This is a genomic window from Paenibacillus sp. FSL H3-0329, assembly GCF_037963285.1.
GTDB classification, from domain to species: domain Bacteria; phylum Bacillota; class Bacilli; order Paenibacillales; family Paenibacillaceae; genus Paenibacillus_AQ; species Paenibacillus_AQ odorifer.
The window spans coordinates 4519628-4544486 of record NZ_CP150150.1 but is presented as its reverse complement, the minus strand read 5'-3'; the positions used below and the strand labels follow the sequence as shown (position 1 = coordinate 4544486).

General features: G+C 45.4%; 18 protein-coding genes. 16 read left to right on the top strand and 2 right to left on the bottom strand.

Annotated elements, in window-relative coordinates:
* Nucleotides 1-27: 27 nt before the first annotated feature.
* The 16 genes from leuD (at nt 28) to mglC (ending at nt 23437) form a co-directional block, all read left to right on the top strand.
* Entirely contained in the window at nt 28-630 is a 603-nt protein-coding gene (gene leuD / locus NSQ66_RS20065) for a 3-isopropylmalate dehydratase small subunit (protein WP_036676325.1), read from the top strand.
* 186 nt (nt 631-816) lie between these two features.
* Nucleotides 817-2409 carry an N-acetylmuramoyl-L-alanine amidase family protein gene (locus NSQ66_RS20060; RefSeq protein ID WP_141118480.1) on the top strand — a complete coding sequence of 531 codons (1593 nt, stop codon included), beginning with the start codon at nt 817-819 and terminating at the stop codon, nt 2407-2409.
* 149 nt (nt 2410-2558) lie between these two features.
* Nucleotides 2559-3998: an N-acetylmuramoyl-L-alanine amidase gene (locus NSQ66_RS20055; RefSeq protein ID WP_038572397.1), complete on the top strand. Its 1440-nt coding sequence runs from the start codon at nt 2559-2561 to the stop codon at nt 3996-3998.
* A 116-nt stretch (nt 3999-4114) separates the two neighbouring features.
* Complete coding sequence (locus NSQ66_RS20050; RefSeq protein WP_076104455.1) at nt 4115-4774, top strand: GerMN domain-containing protein; 660 nt, start codon at nt 4115-4117, stop codon at nt 4772-4774.
* A gap of 87 nt (nt 4775-4861) precedes the next feature.
* The gene (locus NSQ66_RS20045) at nt 4862-7594 is read left to right on the top strand and encodes an S-layer homology domain-containing protein (protein WP_081388069.1); all 2733 of its coding nucleotides are present in this window, start codon (nt 4862-4864) and stop codon (nt 7592-7594) included.
* Between the two features lie 313 nt (nt 7595-7907).
* The gene (gene nth / locus NSQ66_RS20040; protein WP_036676333.1) at nt 7908-8588 is read left to right on the top strand and encodes an endonuclease III; all 681 of its coding nucleotides are present in this window, start codon (nt 7908-7910) and stop codon (nt 8586-8588) included.
* A 32-nt stretch (nt 8589-8620) separates the two neighbouring features.
* Nucleotides 8621-8887 (top strand): hypothetical protein, encoded by a 267-nt coding sequence (locus NSQ66_RS20035; protein ID WP_036676334.1) that lies wholly within the window; start codon nt 8621-8623, stop codon nt 8885-8887.
* Between the two features lie 338 nt (nt 8888-9225).
* Nucleotides 9226-12918, top strand: a complete 3693-nt coding sequence (locus NSQ66_RS20030; RefSeq protein ID WP_076141300.1) for a dynamin family protein — start codon at nt 9226-9228, stop codon at nt 12916-12918.
* Between the two features lie 149 nt (nt 12919-13067).
* On the top strand, nt 13068-14258 hold the full coding sequence (gene purT / locus NSQ66_RS20025) for a formate-dependent phosphoribosylglycinamide formyltransferase (protein ID WP_076141299.1): 1191 nt from the start codon (nt 13068-13070) through the stop codon (nt 14256-14258).
* The gene (locus NSQ66_RS20020) at nt 14248-14712 is read left to right on the top strand and encodes a GNAT family N-acetyltransferase (RefSeq protein WP_232061416.1); all 465 of its coding nucleotides are present in this window, start codon (nt 14248-14250) and stop codon (nt 14710-14712) included. Before purT ends, NSQ66_RS20020 begins: the two co-directional genes overlap by 11 nt.
* Before the next feature lie 194 nt (nt 14713-14906).
* Nucleotides 14907-16559: a response regulator gene (locus NSQ66_RS20015; protein WP_339279362.1), complete on the top strand. Its 1653-nt coding sequence runs from the start codon at nt 14907-14909 to the stop codon at nt 16557-16559.
* Nucleotides 16560-16561: 2 nt separating this feature from the next.
* Nucleotides 16562-18391: a sensor histidine kinase gene (locus tag NSQ66_RS20010; RefSeq protein WP_081382622.1), complete on the top strand. Its 1830-nt coding sequence runs from the start codon at nt 16562-16564 to the stop codon at nt 18389-18391.
* Nucleotides 18388-19410 carry a substrate-binding domain-containing protein gene (locus NSQ66_RS20005; RefSeq protein ID WP_076101440.1) on the top strand — a complete coding sequence of 341 codons (1023 nt, stop codon included), beginning with the start codon at nt 18388-18390 and terminating at the stop codon, nt 19408-19410. The genes NSQ66_RS20010 and NSQ66_RS20005 overlap by 4 nt, the downstream gene beginning before the upstream one ends.
* A gap of 198 nt (nt 19411-19608) precedes the next feature.
* Complete coding sequence (locus NSQ66_RS20000) at nt 19609-20679, top strand: galactose ABC transporter substrate-binding protein (protein WP_141118479.1); 1071 nt, start codon at nt 19609-19611, stop codon at nt 20677-20679.
* Nucleotides 20680-20825: 146 nt separating this feature from the next.
* Nucleotides 20826-22337 (top strand): sugar ABC transporter ATP-binding protein, encoded by a 1512-nt coding sequence (locus NSQ66_RS19995; protein ID WP_076141297.1) that lies wholly within the window; start codon nt 20826-20828, stop codon nt 22335-22337.
* Between the two features lie 92 nt (nt 22338-22429).
* Complete coding sequence (gene mglC, locus NSQ66_RS19990) at nt 22430-23437, top strand: galactose/methyl galactoside ABC transporter permease MglC (RefSeq protein WP_036685697.1); 1008 nt, start codon at nt 22430-22432, stop codon at nt 23435-23437.
* 365 nt (nt 23438-23802) lie between these two features.
* On the opposite strand, the gene NSQ66_RS19985 is transcribed toward mglC, so the two are convergent.
* Together NSQ66_RS19985 and NSQ66_RS19980 are read right to left on the bottom strand one after the other, a co-directional pair.
* The gene (locus NSQ66_RS19985; RefSeq protein WP_076141296.1) at nt 23803-24048 is read right to left on the bottom strand and encodes a hypothetical protein; all 246 of its coding nucleotides are present in this window, start codon (nt 24046-24048) and stop codon (nt 23803-23805) included.
* Between the two features lie 262 nt (nt 24049-24310).
* Entirely contained in the window at nt 24311-24475 is a 165-nt protein-coding gene (locus NSQ66_RS19980) for a hypothetical protein (RefSeq protein WP_170914200.1), read from the bottom strand.
* Nucleotides 24476-24859 lie beyond the last annotated feature (384 nt).

Genomic DNA, 24859 nt, shown 5'->3' with positions numbered 1-24859 from the left:
CTAGAGAGAACACGGGAGGATAAAACTATGGATGCTTTTAAAAAATTAACAGGAATTGTTGCACCAGTTGACCGGGTAAATGTAGATACGGATGCGATTATTCCGAAACAGTTTTTGAAACGGATTGAACGGACGGGATTTGGACAGTTTTTGTTCTATGAATGGCGTTTTGATGAAGAAGGTAACGATAATCCAGCCTTCGAAATGAATAAACCACGTTATCAAGGGGCTTCTGTTCTGATCTCACGCGCTAACTTTGGTTGTGGATCCTCTCGGGAGCATGCACCATGGGCGATTATGGATTACGGGTTCAGAGTTGTAATTGCACCTTCTTATGCGGATATCTTCTACAATAACTGCTTTAAGAACGGCATTCTGCCGATTAAGCTTTCGGAAGAGCAAGTGGATGAATTGTTCAAACGGACAGCTGAGCATGAGGACTACAAGCTGACAGTTGATCTTGAGAACAACGCTTTACAAGATGAATTCGGACTGAGCATCAACTTTGATCTGGATGAGCACCGTCGTCAATTCCTGCTGCAAGGCTTGGATGATATCGGTTTGACCCTTCAACATGCGGATGAAATTGCTGCTTATGAAGAGCGTCATGCTGCAAAGCTATTCTCTTAAAAAGAGGATATAACTGGTCTGATTCTTAAACTTTACAAAAAATACGCAAAACTTCTATTTCCGGGTGTCGGAAATGGAAGTTTTTTTGCTATAATCGATATATTCATTGGTCATTAAGGAAACATTTGGTGATTTCTGTCGTCTAAATACTTATCTAGGATCTATTACTTGCAGAAGGAGCGGAAAATGAGAATGAGAAGAGCTGGGCTTCGTATATTGCTGCTTTTGTTACTGCCATTATTATTATTATCATCCACCGGACAAGAAGCTGCCGCAGCTGGTAGCAGCGCAGGCAGAATTATTATGGACAATCAGGAACTTGCTTTGCCAAAAGGAATTAAGCTCGAAAACGTAAATGGTAGCGTTATGATTCCGGTCAGAGTGGTAGTAGAGAATCTTGGATTCGAGGTGTTATGGGAGCAGCAGACCCGGAAAGTAACCGTTCACCAGGATGGTAAAAGCATTGAGCTGGCGGTAGGACGGAAAACAGCTGATGCAGATGGGGTGACGTTTGATTTAAATGCAGCTCCTAAGCAGAGTGGCGGCACAGTACTCGTTCCAATTCGTTTCGTAAGCGAGCAGTTCGGCTTAAAGGTGGGCTGGGATAATGTTGATAAAACCGTCTATTTGACAGGTGGACAAGTTAGCAATTCTGCAATGACACCTGAGGGGAATACTACCAATCCAACAGCAACTATTACACCTGTCCCAACTCCAAGTGCTACGCCGGGAAGTGACAACGGGACAACTGCTGGCAGTGTAGTAACTTCACCCAGCCCGACACCAGTTCCACAAACAACTACGGCACCGGGAAGCACAGCAGGAATTCCAACAGGCCCTCTAGTAAACGGGGCAGTATTCACTGAGAACCGACTTATTATCGCTGTGTCGGGGGCTACTAAGCCAAACGTTACAAAAATGAGCAACCCTGATCGAATCGTCGTAGATTTTCCGGGTGCTGCGTTCGATCCGGATTTCATTGGAAGTCTTACGGGTGTTACCACCACTGGCGGTCCACAAGGTAAGCTGGACGTTGCCGGCTACCCGCTCGTTTCTGAGATCCGTTATGCACTGTTCAGTGTGAGTCCGTCCACTGTCAGATTCGTAATTCAAACGGTTGGAAATCAACCGTACCAGCTTAGTACGGATGAAAGCACCGGGCTGGTTACGATTGATTTGAATGTAACTAGCAGCGGAGGCAACACCCCAGGGGCTAATGGAACGTTAGGTAAACCCATTGTAGTTCTAGATGCGGGGCATGGCGGAACTCAATCTGGAGCTGTCAGTCTCACAGGCAAGCTGGAAAAAGACTTCAATCTGGCCGTCATCCGCAAAGTACAAACGCTATTAACGCAGGAAGCATTAGTTGACGTGGTCTTTACTCGAACGGATGATGCTACCTTGGGGCTTCAGGATCGCGTGAAAATTGCGGAGGCTGCTAAAGCGAATCTCTTTATTTCAGTGCACGCGAATTCGCTAGATGTTGGATATCCAAATAGAGATAAAATAAATGGCAGTGAAACCTATTATTCTCGCAGTGATAGTCTGCCTCTTGCTCAGATTATGCATAAGCATTTATTAGCCGCTACTGGTTTTAAAGACAACGGGATTCGTACGAAAAGCCTACATGTTACACGAGAAACTACTATGCCGGCAGTCTTGCTGGAGGTAGGATATCTTACAAATTCAGGGAATGAGTCGGCGATGTATAGTGAGCAGCTTCAAGAGAAATTAGCGAGAGAAATTGTTGCCGGGATTAAGGAATATCTGGGGCTTTAAGACTTGAGGTTGGTGAGATTTCTCAATTTTTATGGAATATATTCGCAACCTTTATAGATTACCAGCGTCTAATAGAGGTCTGAGGTTGACGGAGACAGGGCACCACGATCGCCATTCACAGGCGAATACTAGATTCTTAGAGGTGAAGAATGAAGAAATTCAGTTTGATGTTGTTTTTGTTGCTCTTTGTGTTGGTTTTGCCTGAGCATGGACATGCTGCTGCCGCGAATAGCAAGATTTATCTGGACGGCAAAGAGATTACTGCAGGGCAAAAAGTACCGGTTGAAAATGTGAATGATACTATCATGGTACCGTTGAGATTGATCTCCGAGAGTCTTGGTTATACCGTGGGCTGGGATCAAAAAAGCAAAACGGTGACGATTGAACAGCAAGGTAAGGTCATCAAACTTATTGTTAATCAAAAGACAGCTTCGGTTGATGACAAAACAGTACAGCTTACCACTGCACCTGTCCTGCGGAGTGATACGACACTTGTACCTATACGGTTCATAAGTGAGCAGTTTGGTCTCACCGTCACTTGGGATAATGCAAAGAAGATCGTGTACCTTATTACCCCAGGATCCTCAAATGAAAACGGAAGTTCAGATGGAAACTCTGGAAATGGTGGATCTGAGGTTGTTCCGCCGGTAGATCCTACTAAGAATTTAACCATGATAAATGGTTTGAGCTTTAGTGAGAATCGTTTGAGCATTGCGATGGAAGGTAATTCAGCGCCAAAAGTAAGTGTAATGACAGGGCCGGATCGGTTAGTTATTGATTTTCCTAATGCCACTTTCTCAGATCTGTTTGGTACGGGACAAGTTCTTGATCCTGATCTGAATGGCAAACTGGAAGTGAAGGATTATCCTGATGTATCAGGCGTACGGTATTCGCTTTATAGCTCCAACCCTTATACTGTACGTTTTGTAATTGATTTGAATTATCCTAAGAATTATAACATCAGCGTATCTGGAACTGATTCTAAGTTGGTCATCATTGACCTGAATGCAGAAAGTACGGATGATACTTCAACACAGCCAGGTAATGATGGCAAGAAGCTCGTAGTACTGGATGCAGGGCACGGAGCTAAAGATTCTGGTGCAGTAGGAGTAACAGGAAAATACGAAAAGAATTTTAATTTAGCTATAGTACTTAAGACAGCAGCATTGCTGAAAAAAGAAAGTAATATCGACGTCGTACTGACACGCAGTGACGATACATTCTTGGAGCTCAAGGATAGGGCGGCTATGGCTAATAATTTAAAAGCAGATCTATTCATTTCTGTACATGCCAACAGTTCCGCATCTTCTGCGGCAAGCGGGACAGAAACGTATTATCAGCGGGAAGCCAGTAAGGCCTTAGCGAAAGTGATGCATAAGTATCTAGTTGAGGCTACAGGGCTTAGTGATCGCGGTGTACGATACGGGAATTTCCATGTCATTCGTGAAACGAAAATGCCTGCTGTTCTACTTGAAGTAGGATACCTTAGCAATAAGAAGGATGAGACATTGCTATTTACGGAAGCATTACAAAACAAAGTTGCTGCTTCAATAGTGAGTGGAATCAAGGAATATTTGGGTATAAAATAACAGACCAGTGGCAGACGAGCGCCGCAAAGTCAGCTTTCTGCTTTTATCTATAAAAAGGCAAGAAGTGGTTTTGCGGTACCTGTCTGCCCGTATTCATCTAGAGGAGGCGTTTATTAATGTTTAAACAAAAATGGACTATGGTTGGGGTTGCTGCGCTGCTTCTACTAGTGATTGCTGGCTGTGGAGATAAGCCTACTGCAGCTCCTGCTAATGGAGTGGAGCAAGATACTACAAACGTTGTAAGTGGTGCGGGAGAAAGTACCCCAGCTCCGTCTGATGATCAGGAAAGCGAAGTGGCTAGCACTCCGCAACCGACAGCAGATAATACTAATGCAGAAACACAGCCGTCATCGAAGCCGGTAGAAAATGAGACACAAAAGCAAAGCCAGAGTATTGAAGTTTATTACACAGATTCGCAAATTATGGATTTAGTGCCTGCTAAGACTACGATTAACTACTCTGACGATGCTGAGAAATATACAGAGACGTTCAAAGCACTGCAAAGTAATGAGAATACAGATCTTGTCCCTTTATGGGGGAAAATTGAACTCAAATCATTGAAATTCGTTGAAGGTCAAATCGTAATGGATATTCATAAACCAGATGAGGCTCAGCTTGGTGCGGGTGGAGAATCCTTTGCCATTACTTCACTTGCCAAAACTTATTTTCAATTTGCGGAAGTAAAGAGTATCGAAGTTTTAGTTGATGGTGAAAAGGTAGAAAGTCTAATGGGCCATGTGGATCTATTGCATCCTATGACTAGAGATAATTCTTAATTGATTATGCAACAAAGGAATTAGGCATCTAGCTGACGAATTTTTAAACATACTATTTATTTGAGTCATAGAGAGGGGAATAATCTATTGTCCGCGCAAAAAAGGTCAAAACGTCCATTGAAGGCTTATTCTAATAAAGCAGTGTCGGCTGTTATGGCTGGTGTTATGGTTTTTGGTGGTGCAAGTGCAGTGTTTGCAGACACAGCTGCCACTACACCGACATCAACCACTACACAATCTGTAGGGATTTTTAGCGATGTGAAGACAGGCTTCTGGGCTGAAAAACATATTTACAAACTCGCTTCACAAGGAATTGTGGTTGGGAATAATGGATTGTTCCGTCCTGGAGATTCTGTAACTCAACAGGAAGCAGTGCTTATGGCCCTGCGGTTTATGAAGTTGCAGGATAAAGTGGATGCTTCTTCTGCGGTAGCATTGCCTACCGATTTTAAGGTTACGAATTATTACAAGGATTATGTTGTGTTGGCTTTTCAACAAGGATTACTCGATAAAGCAACCGAAATGGCTCCAGATAATCTGAAGACTTCTTGGGGAGAGCGTAAAGCATCCCGGGAATGGATTGCGGAGCTGTTAATCCGCTCCCTTGGAAAAAGCGCAGATGCAGCAGGGGCTGCTAGTGAGCCAACTGGCTTTGCAGATGATACCAAAGTGTCTGCCAACAAACGTGGTTACATCAACGTTGCCGTTGATTTAGGCCTAGCCAATGGACTTGATGGCAATCGTTTTGATCCGCAAGGCGCTGTAACACGTGCGCAATTGGCGACTTTTTTCAGTCGCGCTGAAGCTCACAATACGGTTGAATACGACAACACGGTATCAGGAACGATCAGTCAATTAGCAGATGGGAAACTATCCGTCTATAACAACGGAAAGACTTCTACATATACCCTGGGACCAAGTACTGCTTATTACACAAGTGCTTCTGAAAGCAGAATCAATCTAAGTGATGTCCAACCCTACACTAAGGTTACTGTAATTGGCGCGACATATAACGCGGCTTATGTTGAAGTGACTGACCCTACACAACAAGTAGAGACTCTGTCAGGAAACTTCGCCATGGTAGCTCCAGGTAATAAGCTTTGGTTAAAGTCACCAACAGGGTTCACAGAATACTACTACGATGAGACTACTTCCTTTGTGGATGTAAATGGAGCTGGAATTGAACCTGCTTCGCTGGTAACAGATAGTGTAGTTTCACTGCAACGTGAAACGTATAGTGGTTCACATAAAGTAGTAAAGGTTCAAGTGACTTCAGGGGTTGTTAACAAAACAACAACAGGCACTATTCAAAGTGTAGATCTTACTGGTAAAAGCATTACTTTCAAAAATACTGCGGGTACTGTAGAAACTTTTAAATGGGAAGATGGGACTTCATTATTCAGCTCTCAAGCATCAGTGTTGCAACCTGCAGATTTGAAGACAGGTAATGCGGTCAAATATACGATTCAAGATAATGTGATCCGCACTGTAGAAGTGACAGAAGGTGTTGAACGGACAGTTGACGGGGTACTTACCGAGCTGACTAGTTCCACAGTTGTTTACAAAAAAGCAGACGGAAATCGTGAGGTTAAACTGCTTGGCACTAAACCGACGATTGTTATTCCGAACATGAGTGGAGCAGTAGCTGATGATCTTATTGCTGATGCAGTAGGTGGGGACAAGATTCAGGTTACCTTAAACAGCAGCGATCAAGTCACCAAAATTGAAGTGTTAAGCCGCCAAATTGAGCAGTATAGTGGAGCAACAATTGTGGATTATAATAGCAAAACACAGCTCCTTACAGTTATGGATAGCAGCAAAAAAGCCCATGTGGTTCAGTTGGATGAGAAAACAAAGCTGATTTATGAAGGTGCATTGCCTAACTTAACTAATATGGGTGCGAAACTTATCGAGAACCGCAAAGTTAATCTGAAGGCAATAGGACAGCGGGCTTTGTCTTTGGAAATTGTCACAAAGTACGAAGGAACTTTAACAGCTGTTAATTCTACGTCGAAAACTCTTGTTTTGAAGCTTAATGATGGACAAAGTTTAACGATGCCTTATCCGCAACTTGTTGATCTCTTTGGTAAGACTAGTCCTTCCCTAAGTGATATTCCTATTGGAAGCAATGTAACGGCTTCACTGACTACAGGTCAGGATCTGATAGCGGTATTGAAAGTGAAGACTGTGCTGCAAGTTGAAGCGGCAACCGTGAATTCTGGAACCAACCGTTTGGGCATCAAATGGAATGGGGGAACCAGTGATATTAATACTTTGGCAATCCCGTTGACCAATGAAGCTGGTGAGAGCATTAAGCTAACGGATTTAAAAGCGGGAGATTACCTTAATGTGACTTTTGATGGTAGCTCACCGCTGGCTATTCAAGCAGTTAAGCTCACAACAGGCCAGGTAAGTTCTGTAGATGCCGCGGGGAATAGTGTAGTCGTGAAGGATTATGCTGGAGCTGCACAGACCTTAGCGGTAAGTGGAGGAGTCAAAATCATTCGTGACGGCTCGACAACGACTGCTCTTAGCAACTTGACGGCAGGGGACAGAGTAGAGATTCGCAAGGATCCGGATGGATCTACAACGATTCGTATTATGTCTCAGCTCAGTAGAACATTCTCACGTTATGAGAGTGCAACAAACTCATTGGTGACGAAGAGACCTAATTTGAACGATAAATATCAATTCTTTGTTCCTGCTAATGTTTATATTCATCAGGGAGATTCGACTTTATCCGTGCAATCTTTGAAAGAAAATGATAATATTATAATGTATTTCAATAATGATATTTTGGTTGAAATTGTGAAACAATAGTTGCAATGGTGGATTTCTGAGTGAATCACCGTCTTGACACAGGGGGCTTTACCTGCGTCAAGACGTTTTTTTTGAAATATAAGAAAGTATAAGTATTGCTCTTATACTGTATGTCTTATATTTCTCTCTTAAACGCTTACTGTTCTTATTAGGACAATCAAGGCGTTAATACTTGAAATATAATGCCAGTATCGTATGTGTTGAAATGTATGAATCCATACGTTATAATACATACTTTGCTTATATTTCTAACATTTGAGGTGAGACGCTCGATAGAATTTTCTGAGCGTTTTTGCTCCGTGGAGGGGACACTATGAAAGCTGCAGACGTCCGCCACATTTTGGATACGATTGGAGATTTGTTTCCGGATGCACATTGCGAGCTGAATCACAGTAACGCTTTTGAATTGACAATAGCGGTGCTGCTGTCAGCCCAATGTACGGATGCAACGGTGAACAAAGTGACCGAGGACCTGTTCCAAAAGTACAAAGCCCCCATCGATTATATTTCTGTGCCGCTGGAGGAATTGGAGGGGGATATCCGGCGCATCGGCTTATATCGTAACAAAGCTAAGCATATCCAAAGCCTGTGCTCTATACTCATAGAACAGTATGGCGGAGAAGTGCCTGAGGCACATGACTTACTTGTAACGTTGCCAGGAGTAGGTCGTAAAACCGCTAACGTAGTAGTGTCCAACGCATTTGGAGTTCCTGCCATTGCTGTGGACACTCATGTGGAGCGGGTTGCTAAACGACTTGCATTGGCAGGCTGGAAAGATTCTGTGCTGGAAGTGGAGAAAAAGCTGATGAAGGCTGTGCCACGTGATGAATGGACGCTCACGCATCACCGGCTAATCTTTTTTGGACGATATCACTGTAAGGCTCAGAATCCAAAATGTCAGGTTTGTCCGCTCCTTGATGTATGTCGAGAGGGCAAAAAACGTATGAAAACGGCTGTCGTCAGGAAAGCTAAAGATCATACGCCAAAAAGTTAAAAGTTAGAGTTGAAGAAGAGGATGGGATAGAGATGAAATGCATTTCTGTATACACAGATAATTTTGAGGTATTCTCGGATATTTTTGACCGCGTAGTGGAAAGCCCGCTGGAAGAAAATGAAGAGCAAGAAGTAGAGGGCATTACGATCAGTCATTCCGGTGATGTGCCTGAGCACTATCTGGAGCGTATGTCTGTAAAACCAGAGGTTGTCGTAATGAGAGACAAATCTCGTGGATTGACTATTCTGCAGCACGGAAAAGTATTCGAAATTCTGTTGCCTGTTTTGGAAACTGCATAATTGAGAAGTGACCTGAAATGGAGTCAGCCCTTGGGGCTGGCTCCTTTTTTTATTGAATATCCTTATATTTCTACGAGAAACGACTGTTGGCTTTACAGGACGACAACGTCGCTTCTTTTTTTGGTATCATTTCGTAGGAGATGATAGGTTATTTTGTAAGTAGTGTGTATTTAATTTGTGTCAAACTGGTGATAAACTGTAATTATTATTTATAAAAATGTTCCGCGCTAAAGTTCAGAAATTGCACCTATATAAGTTTTGCATAAAAAAGAGCTTAAATCAGTATTCATGAATGGATTAAGATAAGTGCATGATTAAAAGGTAACTGTGGAGGTGGAATGTCTGTGGGAGCGGAACGGGTTAGAATTCAGAGAGAGACATTAAGTGAAACAGCATCGCTGCTTTCCCAACTGAAAGATTTAATGCGCCACTGGCGCGATGAGAGTGCTGAACGAATATATGAAGATTTACAAAATAAAGAGGGTGGGAATGAACTGACCCTTGCTTTTTGTGGGCATTTTTCGGCAGGGAAATCCAGCATGATTAATCTTTTATGCGGCAGCTCAGTGTTGCCCTCCGGACCTGTGCCGACTAGTGCCAATATTGTTTCAATCCGCAGCGGGGCTCCACGAGTGCTTATCTATCCAAGGGTTGAGGGAAGTGAAAATGAATCTGCCCCTGTAGAGACAATACCAGAAAGATTACAGGAATATTGTCGAAATGGCGGAGAATATTCCGCTATTGAAGTCTGGAATGAGATTCCTCTTCTAGGGAAGCATGGTGTTCTATTGGATACACCTGGCGTGGATTCGACGGATGATGGCCACCAGGCGGCCACTCGTTCCGCGCTGCATTTAGCTGATGTCGTCTTTTATGTTATGGATTATAACCATGTACAGTCAGAGAATAATTTGGCATTTGCCAAAAATCTTAGTGACTGGGGCAAACCGCTCTATCTTATTGTTAATCAGATAGACAAGCACAGAGAACAAGAAATTTCCATTGAAGAATATAAACGCCAGCTTGAAAATGCTTTTGAGCAGTGGGGGATTCATTGTGCGGGGATTCTGTTTACCTCACTCAAAATGAAAGAGCACCCATTGAATCATTGGGATAATCTGCTGAACCTTATAACAGAGCTGTTGGAGCACAGGGAACAATTGCTTCAATATAGCTTGTCACGTTCCATTCATCATACAGCAGATTCTTCGCTGACCGCGTTCCGTGAAGACCAGCAGGAGGAACGGGAAACTCTTTTAGCTGAGCTAGAGGGTGTAGAGGTTACAGTTGTGATGGAAGAGCTGAAATCGCTGGAGGAAGAGAAGGCACTGCTTGAGGAGCTGCCTCAGCAATCACGAGCGAGCCTGCGAAGTGATCTTGATGCCTTACTCAATAATGCTAACTTAATGCCTGCGGATATTAGAGAGGCGGCAGGGAGCTATGTGGAGAGTGTCAGCCCAGGCTTCCGCTTAGGTTTGTTCTCTACAGCCGGACGGCGGGAGAAGGAACAAGACAAACGACTGGATGCCTGGCAAGGATTACTGGTCCGAGAGGTTTCCGCACAGCTGGAATGGCATCTGATTCAGCTGGTACGTCAATGGGCGGAGAATCTCGGACTGTGGGCAGAGGAGGCAGAGACGACTCTGAAGCAAGGGTTCCCGGCGGTGAGCCAGGAATGGCTGGCGGCTGCAGTTAAGCCGGGAACGGGGTATAGCGGCGAGGCGCTGCTCAATTTCTGCCGCACACTTGCGGCAGATCTGAAGAGCCAATTCCGCCGCGCTGCGCTGTTAGTTGGCGATGAGCTGCTGGCGAAGCTGCCATCGCTTATCGAGGAGCAGCGCGCGGAACTCCAGCGCCGCGAACAGGCCCTTACGCGGCAGGCGAGTGCTGCCCGCGCGCTAGCCGCCCTGGACCGCGCGGCTGACGCCCGCGCGCACGAGCTAGCGGCGCTGCTGCCGCCGCGCCGGACCCTCACCCCCGGCATCCTGCCGGAGGTGAAGGTCACCCTGCGTGCGGCTGCGCAGAGCGCCGCACCGCGGGAGACCCAGCCGCGCGAACGCGCCGCGGCTGGAAGTGCCGCCGCCGCAAGCTGGGCGGCGGGAACGGCTTCGCCGGCGGGCGGACGCCGCCGGCTCTCGGCAGCCGCTGACGCGCTGGCGGCTGCGGCAGAGCTGCTGCGCCGCGAGCCAGCGATGGCATCTGCGGCGCGCAGTCTGGCTGCACGGGCGGAGGATCTCGCCGGCGGCCGCTTTACCCTTGCGCTGTTCGGTGCGTTCAGCGCAGGCAAATCTTCCTTCGCCAATGCTTTGCTCGGCGAAGAAGTGCTGCCCGTGTCGCCACACCCTGCCACGGCCGCAGTTAACCGCATATTGGCGCCGGAAGGAGACTTCCGCCATGCCAGCGCGGTTGTAACGATGAAGAGCATGGCGGATTTCTGGGATGACATCTGCCATTCCTTCAGCGTGCTGCAGCTTGGAGAGCCGCAACAGGATACGTGGACAGCAGTACTTGCGAACCTGCCAAAACGGGGAATCCACCCCTCTGCGCTGCCGCATGCAGGATTTCTAAGAGCCGCAGCATCCGGTTGGGCTGAAGCGGAGCCGTTGCTAGGAACGGTGCGGACGGTTGATTTGGAAGAATATCGAAACCTAGTTGCGGAAGAGACCCGAGCTTGCTTTGTGCAAGGGATTGACCTCTATTATGCCTGTCCTTTGACTGAGAGCGGGATTGTGCTCGTAGATACACCAGGAGCAGATTCACTGCATGCACGTCACACTGGCGTAACCTTTAGTTACATGAAAAATGCGGATGCGATCTGTTTTGTGACCTATTATAACCACGCTTTTTCGAAGGCGGATCGCGGCCTCTTGGCCCAGCTGGGCCGCATTAAAGACAGCTTTGCTCTCGATAAAATGTTCTTTATTATTAATGCCTCCGATCTCGCTTCAAGCGAAGAAGAACTAGATGAGGTTAAAGCACATGTCGTTCAAAATCTGCGTGCCGGAGGTTTGCGGTCTCCGAGAATCTATGCTTTGTCCAGCTTGCTTGCTCTAGAAGCTAAAACTCAACATAATCACGATCTTTATGGAACCTCCCGCTTCAATGAATTTGAGCAAGCATTATCCAGCTTTGCTGGTGATGAGCTTCCTCAGCTTTCACTTAACGCAGCTGCTGAGAGTATCGCATCGGTTCGGCACCGGGCTGAGGAATGGCAGAATCTGGCTTCCAAGGCGGCGGGCGAGCGTGAAGCCGGGTTAAAAGAACTGCAGGAACGGCGTCAGTTCGCCATGAAGCGGTTGTCTCTTTTGGAGACTGAGGAACGTCCTAGCAGAGATCTTATTCACGAAAGTGAAGAACTGATCTATCATGTGTGCCAGCGGATTAGCTTCTCCTTCAATAGAAATTTTCAGGAATCTTTTCATCCCTCCTTACTGCGTGAGGATGCAGGGAATTTAAAAGCCATTTTCTCTGCCTGTGGTGCCGAACTAATGCGTACTACTCAGCGCGAGCTTGAGCAAGAGCTATGGGCAACAACGCTGCGGCTAGAGAGCACGGGACGCAGGCTTGTTCATGAAGCTGCTGAAGCGGCAGCTACAGAGCTACTCTTTTCCACGGAGGAATTTCATCTTATGGAGAATGAGGAGCAGGCTTGGCCATCTCCTAAGGATCTGGAATGCCAGCTTCAGCCTGTGCAGTGGTCCGCTTTATGGGGCCATTTCAAATCCCCGCGTTATTTCTTTGAGGGAACTGGGCGGGAATTGGTCAAAGGTGCGGCAGAGCCGCTTTTGAAAGAAGCGGTTAATCTTGCAGCGGCAGTGCAGAAGGAAAAATTAATTGCTCATTACGTCGAGAATATCAGCAGAGAATTAAAATCTGCTGCCGAAAGCCTGCAAGAAGGGCTTGCGGAGCAAGAGAAAGCGATGTTAGATCTCCTTAAAGGGGGTGAGACTGCAGATCATTGGGGCCAAATAAGCCACCAATTATCACGTCTAGAACAAACTTTCGTTGATAAAGTCGACAAAGTTCTGTGAAGTTTGTAGGAAAATGTCGAAGAACACTTGCAATCTGGCGTATGATGGATGAAAATAAAGAAGCCTGAAAATATACAATGAAACTGTTACGTTTTCTGAAATTCATAAAAACGAGACAGTCAATTTGCCGAAAGAGGTTGGAATCGACAATGTGGGGAGCTCCTTTTTCAGCTCAAAGCCGCAAGCTGTTGCTGCTGGGCAGCGGGGAACTGGGTAAGGAAGTCATAATTGAAGCTCAACGCCTTGGCGTAGAGACCGTAGCTGTAGACCGTTATACCGATGCACCGGCGATGGGTGTAGCTCATCGTTCACATGTAATTGATATGCTGGATGCAGAGGCGCTGAAAGCGCTGATTCGCTCTGAGAAACCGGATGTCATTGTTCCGGAGATTGAGGCAATTGCCACTCATGCTCTTCAAGAGCTTGAAGAAGAAGGCTTTTTCGTTGTTCCGACGGCGCGGGCGGCTCGGCTGACCATGGACAGAGAAGGGATTCGTCGTCTTGCGGCTGAAGACCTTAGACTGCCAACCGCTGATTACCGTTTTGCGGATAGTCTGGAAGAGCTGCAACAAGCTATAGCCGAGCTAGGCACTCCTTGTGTCATTAAGCCGATTATGAGTTCTTCTGGCAAGGGTCAGAGCGTATGCAAAAGCCCTGAGGATGCAGAAAACTGCTGGAACACTGCTTTGGATGGAGCGAGAGCTAAAGGAACGCGAGTTATCGTGGAGGCTTTTGTTACTTTTGAGAGCGAGATTACTCTTTTGACGGTGCGTTCTGTATCTGGAACGGTATTTTGTCCACCTATTGGACATATTCAGAAGGATGGAGATTACGTGGAATCCTGGCAGCCTCACTTTATGAAGCCAGAGCTGCTTGAAGAAGCGCAATCTATTGCAAAAGCAGTAACGGATCAGCTCGGAGGTTTCGGTATTTTTGGAGTGGAACTTTTTTTGACAGATCGAGGCGTATTGTTCAGTGAAGTGTCACCTAGACCCCATGATACGGGGATGGTCACGATGGTGACGCAGGATTTATCTCAATTTGCAGTGCATGTCAGAGCTATTCTTGGTTTTCCTGTCCAGTCAGTACAATTGCTGACACCTGGTGCCTCAGCTACGCTGAAGGCTGATGGAGAAGGACGAGCCTTTGCTGTGACCGGAATTGGAGGAGCTTTGGAACTGCCCAGGACTCAGGTTCGCGTATTTGGTAAACCGGAAGTTCGTCCTGGCCGGCGGATGGCAGTAGCGTTAAGTGCGGCGGAAGATGTGGAAATCGCGCGGACGATAGCCAAGCAGGCGGCGTCTATGCTAAAAGTGGAGGTATATGAGGATGAACAGTAGTACCATGGCACCTGTACTGGAAATTCGCAAATGCGGCTTGAATGATCTGGAGAGAGTTACAGCGCTTCTGCGGGAATTCGGCTATCCAACAACGCTAAGCGTGATGAAAGAGAGACTGGAAAGCATGGAGAACAGCAATCTCCAATGCACACTTGTAGCAGAGCTGAACAATGAAGTTGTGGGTATGATCGGCCTTAGACAGGTAAGCTCGTATTACAAACAGACAGATTGTATCACTGAGATTACTGCACTTATCGTATCAGAAGAACTCAGAGGAAACGGACTCGGTAAAAGACTTGTGGCCGCAGCAGAAGAATGGGCACGTGAGCAAGGTTGCTGTCAGCTTTTCCTTAGAAGTGGCAACCGCGTAGAACGCGCACCGGCACATGCTTTTTATCGTCATATCGGTTTCGAAAAGACAGCAGGCTATCGCTTTAACAAAGCGTTGCTATAATACTTATAGGTTACCGATCATCCCCATCCCAGCTACGGCGGGATGGTTTTTTTTTGCTCTGGAACTCTTTTTTTATATGTATTTAATATATTAATACCTAAAACTATTTAAATAACTTAACCATAGATGGATTGGTTTGAATCATATACAATAAAATTTATGACATCTAAAACGTTTCCAAAGAGGGATGAGACATGTATAAGCTAGTTCTTGCTGAAGATGAAGAAGACGTTAGGGAAGGCGTTATCGGGCAGATTGACTGGGAGCGTTACGGATTTGAGATTGTTGAGCAGGCGGAGAATGGACGGGAAGCTGCGGATGCCATAGACCGTTTGCTGCCGGATGTGGTAGTTACCGATATCCAAATGCCTTTTATGAATGGACTTCAGCTGGCTGAATGGATTCGTAGTCATCATCCTAACACTAAGATTATCATTTTGACTGGGTATGATGAATTTGAATATGCTCAGAAGGCGATAAAATTGCAAATTGACGAGTATATTTTGAAACCGTTCTCTTCGCAGGAATTAATTGATGTACTGCTTAAGGTTAGGGTCACTATTGAGGCTGAAATTGCAGAAAAGGAAAATGTATTTGTACTCAGTGAGCATTACCGGAAAAGTCTGCCTGTGTTAAGGGAGCAATTTTTATCGTCCCTTATTTCGCGTAGACTGCGTACGGATGAAATTGCTGAGAAGAGCTCTGAATATGGCATAAAATTAACGGGACGGTGGTTTCAGGCTTCGGTAATTAGTGTGGATTATATTCGTCCTGAGCGGGAATCTGCTGGGGGTGCAACAGGCAGGCAAATTTCTTTACGAGACACTGGTGAAAAGAATTTACAGCTATTCGCTGTGCTGAATATTGCTGAAGAAATATGCTCGAAGCATGGTTTTGGAAGGGTGTTTATTCATCGTGATGAGGTCGTATTGCTCACAATCCATGAAGAAGGGGAAGAAACTGATATCACTGGAAAGACTTTTGAGCTTTTTGAAGAAATCCGCCAGAACGTACAGCGTTTTCTGAAGCTGACGGTAACGGCAGGCTCCGGAACGGTCTGTTCATCGCCTGCTTTGTTATTTAATTCATTTGGGGATGCCATGCAGGCATTAGATTATCGGCTTATTCTCGGCAATAACCGGGTGATCTGGATTGAGGACGTTGAGTCACGTTCCAGCACACTGCTAACCTATGATGAACTAACCCAGCAATCCTTAATCCGGACGATTAAACTAGGTACGGTGCAAGAACTTAAAGAGGTTGTTGAGGAGTTATTTGCTGGTCTTGACGCAGAGCAGGTGTCTACACAGGATTATCAGATTTTTTTGCTGGAGATTTTTACATCTATCCTGCGAGTGGCTAAAGAATCCGGCAGTGAGGCTGCAAAGTATATTGGTTCTGGCATTTCGTCGCTAACTGCCATTAATAAATTTAATAGTATGGCCGAAGCCAAGCAATGGATTATTGCAGTCTGTAGCGGTTTAATGGATACGATTGCATTAGAACGTCAATCTTCCTATAAGCTGCTTATTGATGAAGCTAAAGAATATATACGCAGCCACTATGTTGAATCTGATATTTCCATCGGCAAGGTTTGTCAGCATTTACATATAAGTACCGGCTATTTTAGCAGTATTTTTAAGAAGGAAATGAAAATGACGTTCGTTAGTTATCTTTTGCAAATTAGGTTAGAAGCAGCCAAGGAACTTTTGCGATCCACGGAGCTGAAGGCTTTTGAAATTGCAGAAAAAATAGGTTTTGCCGATCCTAACTATTTCAGCTTTTGTTTCCGCAAAAAATATGGCCAATCTCCTAAAGAGTATAAAAACAGCTCCAGAGGAGGGTAAAGATGCTGAAGGATAAACCATATTCCTTTCCTCTAAGACCGCAGCATCCCAAAGGCGGAAAACGTCGGTTGTCCTCCAAGCTCCGAAGCATTCAAGTTACGATTACACTCACTTTTACATCTGTTGCCGTGCTGGTAGCTGTCGTTGTCAGTCTTATGCTGTACAACAAGTTTGCCAAGACCGCAGAAGAGAATGCCAATATGAATATGCAGCAGATCATTGAGCAAGTGAATTACAATCTGGGTCTTTATGTTAAGGGAATGCGCAATATTTTTGAGACAGCGGAGGAGCAGATTACGAATAGCCCTTCCGTGGATTCCGCTTTATTGACGGAAAGAATGGCTATGCTAATGGGGAGCAGAGAGGATCTGGTCTCGGCGGCTGTTTTTACACCACAGGGGAAATATGTCGTGGGTACACCCGGTCAGAAGCTGCGCAGCAACACACAGCTGGAGACTCAGAGCTGGTTTACGACGGCGCAAAGAACATCAGAGCTCTCCTATTCCGCACCTCATATTCAGAATTTATTCAAAGGTCAATATATCTGGGTCGTGTCTATCAGCAAATTAATTCAATATAAGGAGAACGGAGTCTTAAAAACCGGCATCCTGCTGATGGATTTTAACTTTCGAACCATTGATGAGCTGAGCAAGCAGGTTAAGCTTGGCAAAAGAGGATACGCTTACATCCTCGATCAGCTAGGAAATATTGTGTACCATCCCCAGCAGCAGCTGATTTACGCTGGCTTAAAATATGAGAATGTGGAGCCAGTACTGGAATATGCTTTTCGTAGCTATTTGGATGAGTCTACGGGTGAAAAACGTTTTATCACCGTAAGGACACTGGAACAGACAGGCTGGAAGATCGTGGGCGTGGCTTATTACGATGAGATTGTAACCACCAAACGTGATCTAAACACTTTTTTATCCTGGTTTTTAGCGGTAGTCATTTTATGCGTAATTATTGTATCCGTCTTTTTGTCTGCACGTATTGCCCGCCCTATCCGCAAGCTGGAACGGACGCTTCAGCAGGTGGGCGAAGGGGACCTCAACACCCGAATAGATGTCAGCGGCGCGTATGAGGTGGAACAGCTGTCCAAACGGTTTAACCTTATGCTGCAACGTATCCGCCAACTGATGGATCAGATTATTTATGAACAGGAAACCAAACGTAAAGGTGAGCTTGAAGTGCTGCAATCCCAGATCAATCCGCACTTTCTGTACAATACCCTGAATTCTGTGATCCGGCTCGCTGAACGCGGCAAGACTGAGGAGGTAGTCACGATGATTCAGTCCTTATCGAAGTTTTTCCGGATTAGCCTTAGTAAAGGGAATAATATGATTACCGTGCAGGAAGAGCTTGATCATGTTCGTCATTACCTTGTGATTCAGAGCTTTCGGTTCAAAAATAAGTTCCGCTACGAGATCGAGGCTCAGGATGAAGTGCTGCAGTGTCAGACTATTAAGCTAATTTTACAACCTATTGTGGAGAATGCCCTGTATCACGGGATTGAAATGATGCCTGATGAAGGTTTTATTTCGATCCAAGCGGAGCTGAAGGATGATCTTGTCATCATCCGCATTCGTGATAATGGACTGGGTATGTCCGAGGAGACTATGAAGGTTCTTTTAACTGGCGGCAGTAAGAGTATGCATGGCTCCGGGGTAGGCGTTAGAAATGTAAACGAGCGTATTGAGTTGTATTATGGGCGTGATTATGGTCTTTCTTTTGAAAGTGAAATTGAAGAAGGCACTACGGTTACTCTTATCTTCCCGGCACTCGCAGCAGGCGAGGGCAAGCCTGGACATGAGGAGGATGAGACATCGGTATGAGAATCGTTCGTTTTTGGCTAACCCTGCTGGTATGTGTGGTGTTATGGACCACGATCACGTCTTGTTTTAATTCGGCACCTAATTATATCAACACGAACAAAACCCGCAATATTCATCTTATTGTGAAAATGAACAAAGGCGACTATTGGAATACAGTTAGATTGGGTGCAGAAGCCGCGGCACAGGAATTTAATGTGAAACTAACGTTCAAAGCTCCGAATGCTGAGAGTGATATTGCGGAACAGGTCAGAATGGTTGAAGACTCCATTAAAGAGAAGGCGGACGTAATTATTTTAGCTGCCAGCAGCTACATGGGACTTGCACAAGTAGTCGATCGGGCGGCATATTCCAAGATTCCCGTATTGTCTGTGGATGCAGAAGTCGGTTCGGCCAGAGTAAGAGCCTATGTGGGTTCAAACGGCTATGAAGCAGGACAAAAGTCTGCAGAAAGACTCATTCAGCTGCTAAATGGATACGGGGAGGTCGGCATCATTAACTTCACAAATTCATCTTTGGGGGCGGAGCAGGAGTCTTCAAACGGCATTGAATATGGTGCAAGAGATGCAGAGGAACGGGAAAAGGGATTTTTAAATTACGCTGCCCGATATCCGAACATACAGGTAGTAGAGATTTCGTATACCACTTCGAGTATTAGTGATGCTGAAGAGCTGACACGGTTAATGCTGCTGAAACATCCAAATCTTCGCGGGATCGCCAGCTTGAATGAGACAGCTTCACAAGGGGCGGCAAAAGCTATCCAGAGCCGAGGGCTGCATAATATTAAAATGGTTGCGTTCGACAGCTCCCCGTCAATGATGGAGTTGCTGCAGGAGGGTACGGTTCAAGCGACCGTAATCCAAAATCCTTTTAGTAACGGGTATTTAGCCGTAAAACATGCCGTTGAGGTAATCGAAGGAATGGATGTTCCTGATCGTGTCGATACGGGCACTAAACTCATTGATTTGGACAATATGCTGTGGCCCGAGAATCAGAAATTGTTATTTCCCTTCGTCAGATAGTGGACGGTTTATTTTTGAAAAGACGAATGCCATCCTTAAAATGGGAGGTATTCGTTTTTTGGGTTCAGTAGAATTTTTATAAAAGTGAGTAGGATTTTATATTCGAAACCGTTTTCACCTAAGGCATAATATGGATGTGCCCGAGAGAATTCGGGGTTAAACCAAAAAAAAGAAGTATAAACAGGAGGTCAATGAATAATGAAAAAAATCACTTCCGTTCTTTTAGCAAGCGCAATACTGGGTGCCGTTCTGGCAGGCTGTGGCAATAGCAACAATAATGCAGACAGTGGTAAAGCTACCAATGCTCCAAAAACTGAAAATGCGGGTTCTTCCACTGAATCGCCAAAAGTAGGGGTAGCCATTTACAAATTTGACGATACCTTCATGACAGGTGTTCGGAACGCAATCGACACTGCTGCCAAAGGCATTGCTACTGTAGATATCGTAGATAGCCAAAATTCTCAACCCACACAAAATGACAAAGTTGACTTGTTCATCACCAAAAAATATAAAGGCATGCTGATCAATCCGGTTGACCGTACTGCGGCTGGCGTTATTATCGAAAAAGCAAAAGCGGCAAATATTCCGGTGGTCTTCCTGAACCGCGAGCCGCTGCCAGAAGATATGAAGAAATGGGATAAGGTTTATTATGTAGGCGCTAAAGCGGAAGAATCCGGAACTATGTCCGGTCAACTGATCGTGGACTACTGGAAGGCACATCCTGAAGCGGATAAAAACGGCGACGGTGTCCTCCAATACGTAATGCTAAAAGGCGAACCGGGGCACCAAGACGCTGAGCTTCGTACTACGTACTCCATCCAAGCAATTGAAGATGCCGGCATCAAGGTAGAAAAGCTGGCTGAAGATACTGCGATGTGGGACCGCGTAAAAGGGCAAGAAAAAATGGCAGCCTTCCTTGGCTCCCATGGCGACAAAATTGAAGCTGTGCTTGCGAACAACGACGATATGGCTCTCGGTGCAATCGAAGCTCTGAAAGCTTCAGGTTACTTCACGGGTGATAAATTTATGCCGGTAGTAGGTGTAGATGCTACTGCTCCTGCGATTCAAGCGCTGCAAGATGGAACGATGCTTGGTACCGTGCTGAATGATGCGAACAACCAAGGTAAAGCTGCGATCACAGTTGCTGCTCTGCTTGCTAAAGGAGAAGCACCTACAAAAGATAACGTAGGCTTTGATATCACAGACAACCAATACGTGTGGATTTCCTATAAAAAGATCACCAAAGATAATATCGATGACGCCAAATAATAACGCTCTAATCTAGATGGAATTCATGATCATATAGCAGCAACGGGGAGCGGATATTCGCTCCTCGGATTTCTTTCAGGCAGGGAACAGGATGAAACCGCTGTGCCTCTCATGAAAAAAGAAAAAAGCGTAGGGGGCGTAACAACATGGAAAAAGCTGAGTTTTTGCTAGAAATGAATGACATTACTAAAGAATTCCCCGGCGTCAAAGCGCTGGATGCAGTTAGTTTAAAGGTCAGACCAGGTTCGGTGCATGCCCTTATGGGCGAGAATGGTGCGGGTAAGTCCACTTTAATGAAATGTCTCTTTGGTATTTATTCACCGGATGCCGGTGAGATTTTTTTGGAGGGTGAGAAGACCTCTATCGGAAGCTCAAATGACGCTTTGAAAAATGGGATATCCATGATTCACCAGGAGCTGCATCCCGTGCCGTTCCGAAGTGTGATGGAGAATATCTGGTTAGGACGTTTCCCAACCAAAGGGATTGGACCTTTTCAGTTTATTGACCATAAGAAAATGTACACTGACACGGAGAATTTGTTTAAAGATCTGGATATCGATCTGAATCCCGAGACATTAGTGGGTAAGCTGTCTGTATCCAAAATCCAATCCATTGAAATTGCGAAGGCTGTCTCTTTTCACTCCCGCGTTATTGTAATGGATGAACCTACTTCCTCCCTGACCAGTGTGGAGGTGGAGCATTTATTTCGGATCATACGGGATCTTAGGAGTAGAGGCGTAGCTATTATTTATATATCTCACAAAATGGAAGAGATTCTCGAAATTTCTGACGAGGTTACCATTATGCGGGACGGTAAAAAAATCGGAACCTGGCCAGCGGCGGAATTGACTACAGATCTTATCATTTCCAAAATGGTCGGCCGCGACTTGACCAATCGATTCCCAGAACGCTTTAACGTGCCTGGAGAAGTATATATGAAGGTGGAAGGATTAACCTCCCCTGAGGAAAGATCGTTTAAAGATGTTTCTTTTGAATTAAGACGAGGTGAGGTTTTAGGGATTGGTGGTCTGGTAGGCGCTCAGAGAACAGAGGTTATTGAAGCATTATTCGGCCTGAGGGCTATCAAATCGGGGACGATTTCTATCGATGGTAAGCGCATTCATATCCAATCTCCCAAGGATGCTAAGAAACACGGAATGGCCTTGCTTACCGAGGAACGGCGTGTCACCGGTATTTTTCCAGTTTTGTCTGTTCATGAGAATGGCGCAATCGCTAACCTGCATCGATACCAGAAACTACTACTTTTACTAGATGGAAAAAAGAAAAAAGAAGAAGTCGATAAAATGATTGAAAAATTACGGACCAAAACTCCAACAACCAAAACGCTGATCATGAATCTTTCTGGTGGTAATCAGCAAAAGGTGCTGCTCGCCAGATGGCTTCTAACCGAGCCCGAAATCCTGCTTCTGGACGAGCCGACTCGCGGTATCGACGTAGGGGCTAAATTCGAGATTTATTCGATTATTGCCGACTTGGCGCAGCAAGGGAAAAGCATCATTATGATCTCCTCAGAAATGCCGGAGCTGCTCGGAATGTCTGACCGTGTAATGGTCATGTCGGAAGGTAAGCTTACCGGAATACTAGAAGGCGGGCAAGCTACGGAAACCGAAGTTATGCGGCTCGCTGCACAGCATTAGGATAGGATTTCAATGATAGTTTTGCTGGGCGAAACTAGATTGGTTTACGAAGAGAATTACTCTTCGCGTAACTTTAAGGAGGAACACTACTAATGAACGCTAAAAGAGCCCAATCTTTTATTACTCAAAATGCCATTTATATTGTCTTGGTAATTCTGATTATGGGTATTGCCTTATATGAGCCGGCCTTTATCTCTGTAAATACTTTACGGGACATTCTTATTCAATCGTCAACACGGATTATCATCGCGCTTGGTGTTGCCTTCATCCTTATCACAGCTGGGACGGACTTGTCTGCTGGACGTGTGGTTGGTTTTACGGCGGTAATCTCTGCTTCGATGCTGCAAATTCCGGATTATTCCCGGCGGTTTTTTCCTGATCTGCCGCAGGTGCAAGTGTGGCTTCCGATCCTTATAGCTATCATCGCTGGTCTTCTCTGCGGACTCGTCAATGGTATTGTCGTCTCCAAGCTGAACGTCCCGCCGTTTATCGCAACACTGGGTACGATGGTTATCGTCTACGGCTTGAATTCCTTGTACTTTGACATGGATCCGAACCAATCGCAGCCGATTGGCGGTCTGCGTCCAGATTTCACTACAATCGGTTCCGGGTTTATTGGCAAGGGGCAATATTCAATCCCGTATATTGTGCTGATAGCCTTGGGTGTCGCCGCCATCGTATGGGTGGTGTTCAATAAAACCAAGCTGGGTAAGAACATGTACGCTATCGGCGGTAACATACAGGCAGCTAAAGTATCTGGCATCGATGTTTCCAAGAACTTGATCTACATCTATGCGATTGCTGGAGCCCTTTATGGTCTGGCGGGTGTGCTAGAGGCTGCAAGAACAGGTGGCGCAACCAATAACTACGGGAACATGTATGAGCTTGATGCGATTGCTGCTTGTGTAGTGGGCGGGGTGTCTACAACCGGTGGTATCGGAACGGTGCCAGGTGTCCTGGTCGGTGTTATTATCTTTACCTTAATCAACTACGGCCTGACCTTCATTGGCATCAGCCCTTACTATCAGTTGATTATCAAAGGTCTGATCATCATCGCCGCCGTCGCGTTTGATATGCGGAAGTATTCTTCGAAGAAATAGTTGCGTGTTGGATGTATGGTGATCATAGCGTTTGCTATTTATGGCAAACGCTTTTTGGTTTGTCCATTTCGCTTGCTGAGATTAAGCAATTCATAAGAAGCAATTCATAAGAAGCAATTCATAAGAAGCAATTCATAAGATGCAATTCATATGAACCAATTTAAAGTACCAATTCATAAGATGCAATTTAAAAGTACCGATTCATAAAAAGCAATTTAAAAGTACCAATTCACAAGTACCAATTCACAACTACCAATTCACAAGTACTTAACGTCGCCCCCTTGCTCCTCGCATAGAAAAACTACGCACGAGCACGAAAACTACCCACCATAACTATGTATGAAAAACTACCCACAAAAACTGGTTTAATTAGTTGGGGATAAACCACTTCCGCTCCCACTAGTACCATTGGCACCACCATCAACTACGCCAATAATATCAACTACACCAATAATATCAATTACACCAATAATGCCACTAGCAGCACTGCTAACTACAGCGCTGCTAACTAAAGTAATACTAACTACGGTACTGCCAACCACAGCACTGTCAACCACAGGACTGTCAACCAAAACACCACTAACTACAGTACTACCAACTACACACAACACCAAAACTACCCACTAAGATGCCACCACGACCAAATAGCGTCAACACCACCAACACACAGATCAACAATGGCTACTACCAACATGAAACAAACACACCACAAAAACTACCCGCGAAAATGTAACCACAACTAAACAGCGCCAGCAACTCTAAAATCAACATCAACATTATTTACCACCACAAACTTCAATCAACATTGCCACCCTTGCTCCATCAAATCTAATATTCCACCAATAGGATTTACTCGACCCAATAGTTGCACCTTCACCGCCACGGAACATCTACAGCATCATTACCATCACCAATTAATGTCATCAACACAAATACGGCTATCACACTCCACTCAATATTATCAGCATGAACACAGCAATCACGGCCACAAATCAATATCAGCAGCAATAACACGACCATCGCCATCAGGAGCACCACGAAAACACATCATATTCATCATAGCTCCCCAACAATATCAACAAACTAATATTAGTAACAGAACAGAAGCACCATGAGGCTAAAGAACGGTATAAATCCCGTACAATTAGCCGCCCTGAGCTATGTGAGGAAAAAGAACGGTATAAATCCCGTAGGATTGGCTGAAACGAGCTATGTGGGACGATAGAACGGTAAAAATCCCGCAGAATTGACTAAAACGAGCGACGTGGGGTGAAAGAACGGTAAAAATCCCGTAGGATTGGCTGAACCGAGCTATGTGGGACGAAAGAACGGTATAAATCCCGCAGAATTGACTGAAACGAGCTATGTGAGGCGAATGAACGGTATAAATCCCGTAGAATTGGCTGAAACGAGCTACGTGAG

Coding starts and splice junctions, on each gene's coding strand:
- leuD (WP_036676325.1), top strand. CDS start 28: ATGGATGCTTTTAAAAAATTAACAGGAATTGTTGCACCAGTTGACCGG.
- NSQ66_RS20060 (WP_141118480.1), top strand. CDS start 817: ATGAGAATGAGAAGAGCTGGGCTTCGTATATTGCTGCTTTTGTTACTG.
- NSQ66_RS20055 (WP_038572397.1), top strand. CDS start 2,559: ATGAAGAAATTCAGTTTGATGTTGTTTTTGTTGCTCTTTGTGTTGGTT.
- NSQ66_RS20050 (WP_076104455.1), top strand. CDS start 4,115: ATGTTTAAACAAAAATGGACTATGGTTGGGGTTGCTGCGCTGCTTCTA.
- nth (WP_036676333.1), top strand. CDS start 7,908: ATGAAAGCTGCAGACGTCCGCCACATTTTGGATACGATTGGAGATTTG.
- NSQ66_RS20035 (WP_036676334.1), top strand. CDS start 8,621: ATGAAATGCATTTCTGTATACACAGATAATTTTGAGGTATTCTCGGAT.
- NSQ66_RS20030 (WP_076141300.1), top strand. CDS start 9,226: ATGTCTGTGGGAGCGGAACGGGTTAGAATTCAGAGAGAGACATTAAGT.
- purT (WP_076141299.1), top strand. CDS start 13,068: ATGTGGGGAGCTCCTTTTTCAGCTCAAAGCCGCAAGCTGTTGCTGCTG.
- NSQ66_RS20020 (WP_232061416.1), top strand. CDS start 14,248: ATGAACAGTAGTACCATGGCACCTGTACTGGAAATTCGCAAATGCGGC.
- NSQ66_RS20015 (WP_339279362.1), top strand. CDS start 14,907: ATGTATAAGCTAGTTCTTGCTGAAGATGAAGAAGACGTTAGGGAAGGC.
- NSQ66_RS20010 (WP_081382622.1), top strand. CDS start 16,562: ATGCTGAAGGATAAACCATATTCCTTTCCTCTAAGACCGCAGCATCCC.
- NSQ66_RS20005 (WP_076101440.1), top strand. CDS start 18,388: ATGAGAATCGTTCGTTTTTGGCTAACCCTGCTGGTATGTGTGGTGTTA.
- NSQ66_RS20000 (WP_141118479.1), top strand. CDS start 19,609: ATGAAAAAAATCACTTCCGTTCTTTTAGCAAGCGCAATACTGGGTGCC.
- NSQ66_RS19995 (WP_076141297.1), top strand. CDS start 20,826: ATGGAAAAAGCTGAGTTTTTGCTAGAAATGAATGACATTACTAAAGAA.
- mglC (WP_036685697.1), top strand. CDS start 22,430: ATGAACGCTAAAAGAGCCCAATCTTTTATTACTCAAAATGCCATTTAT.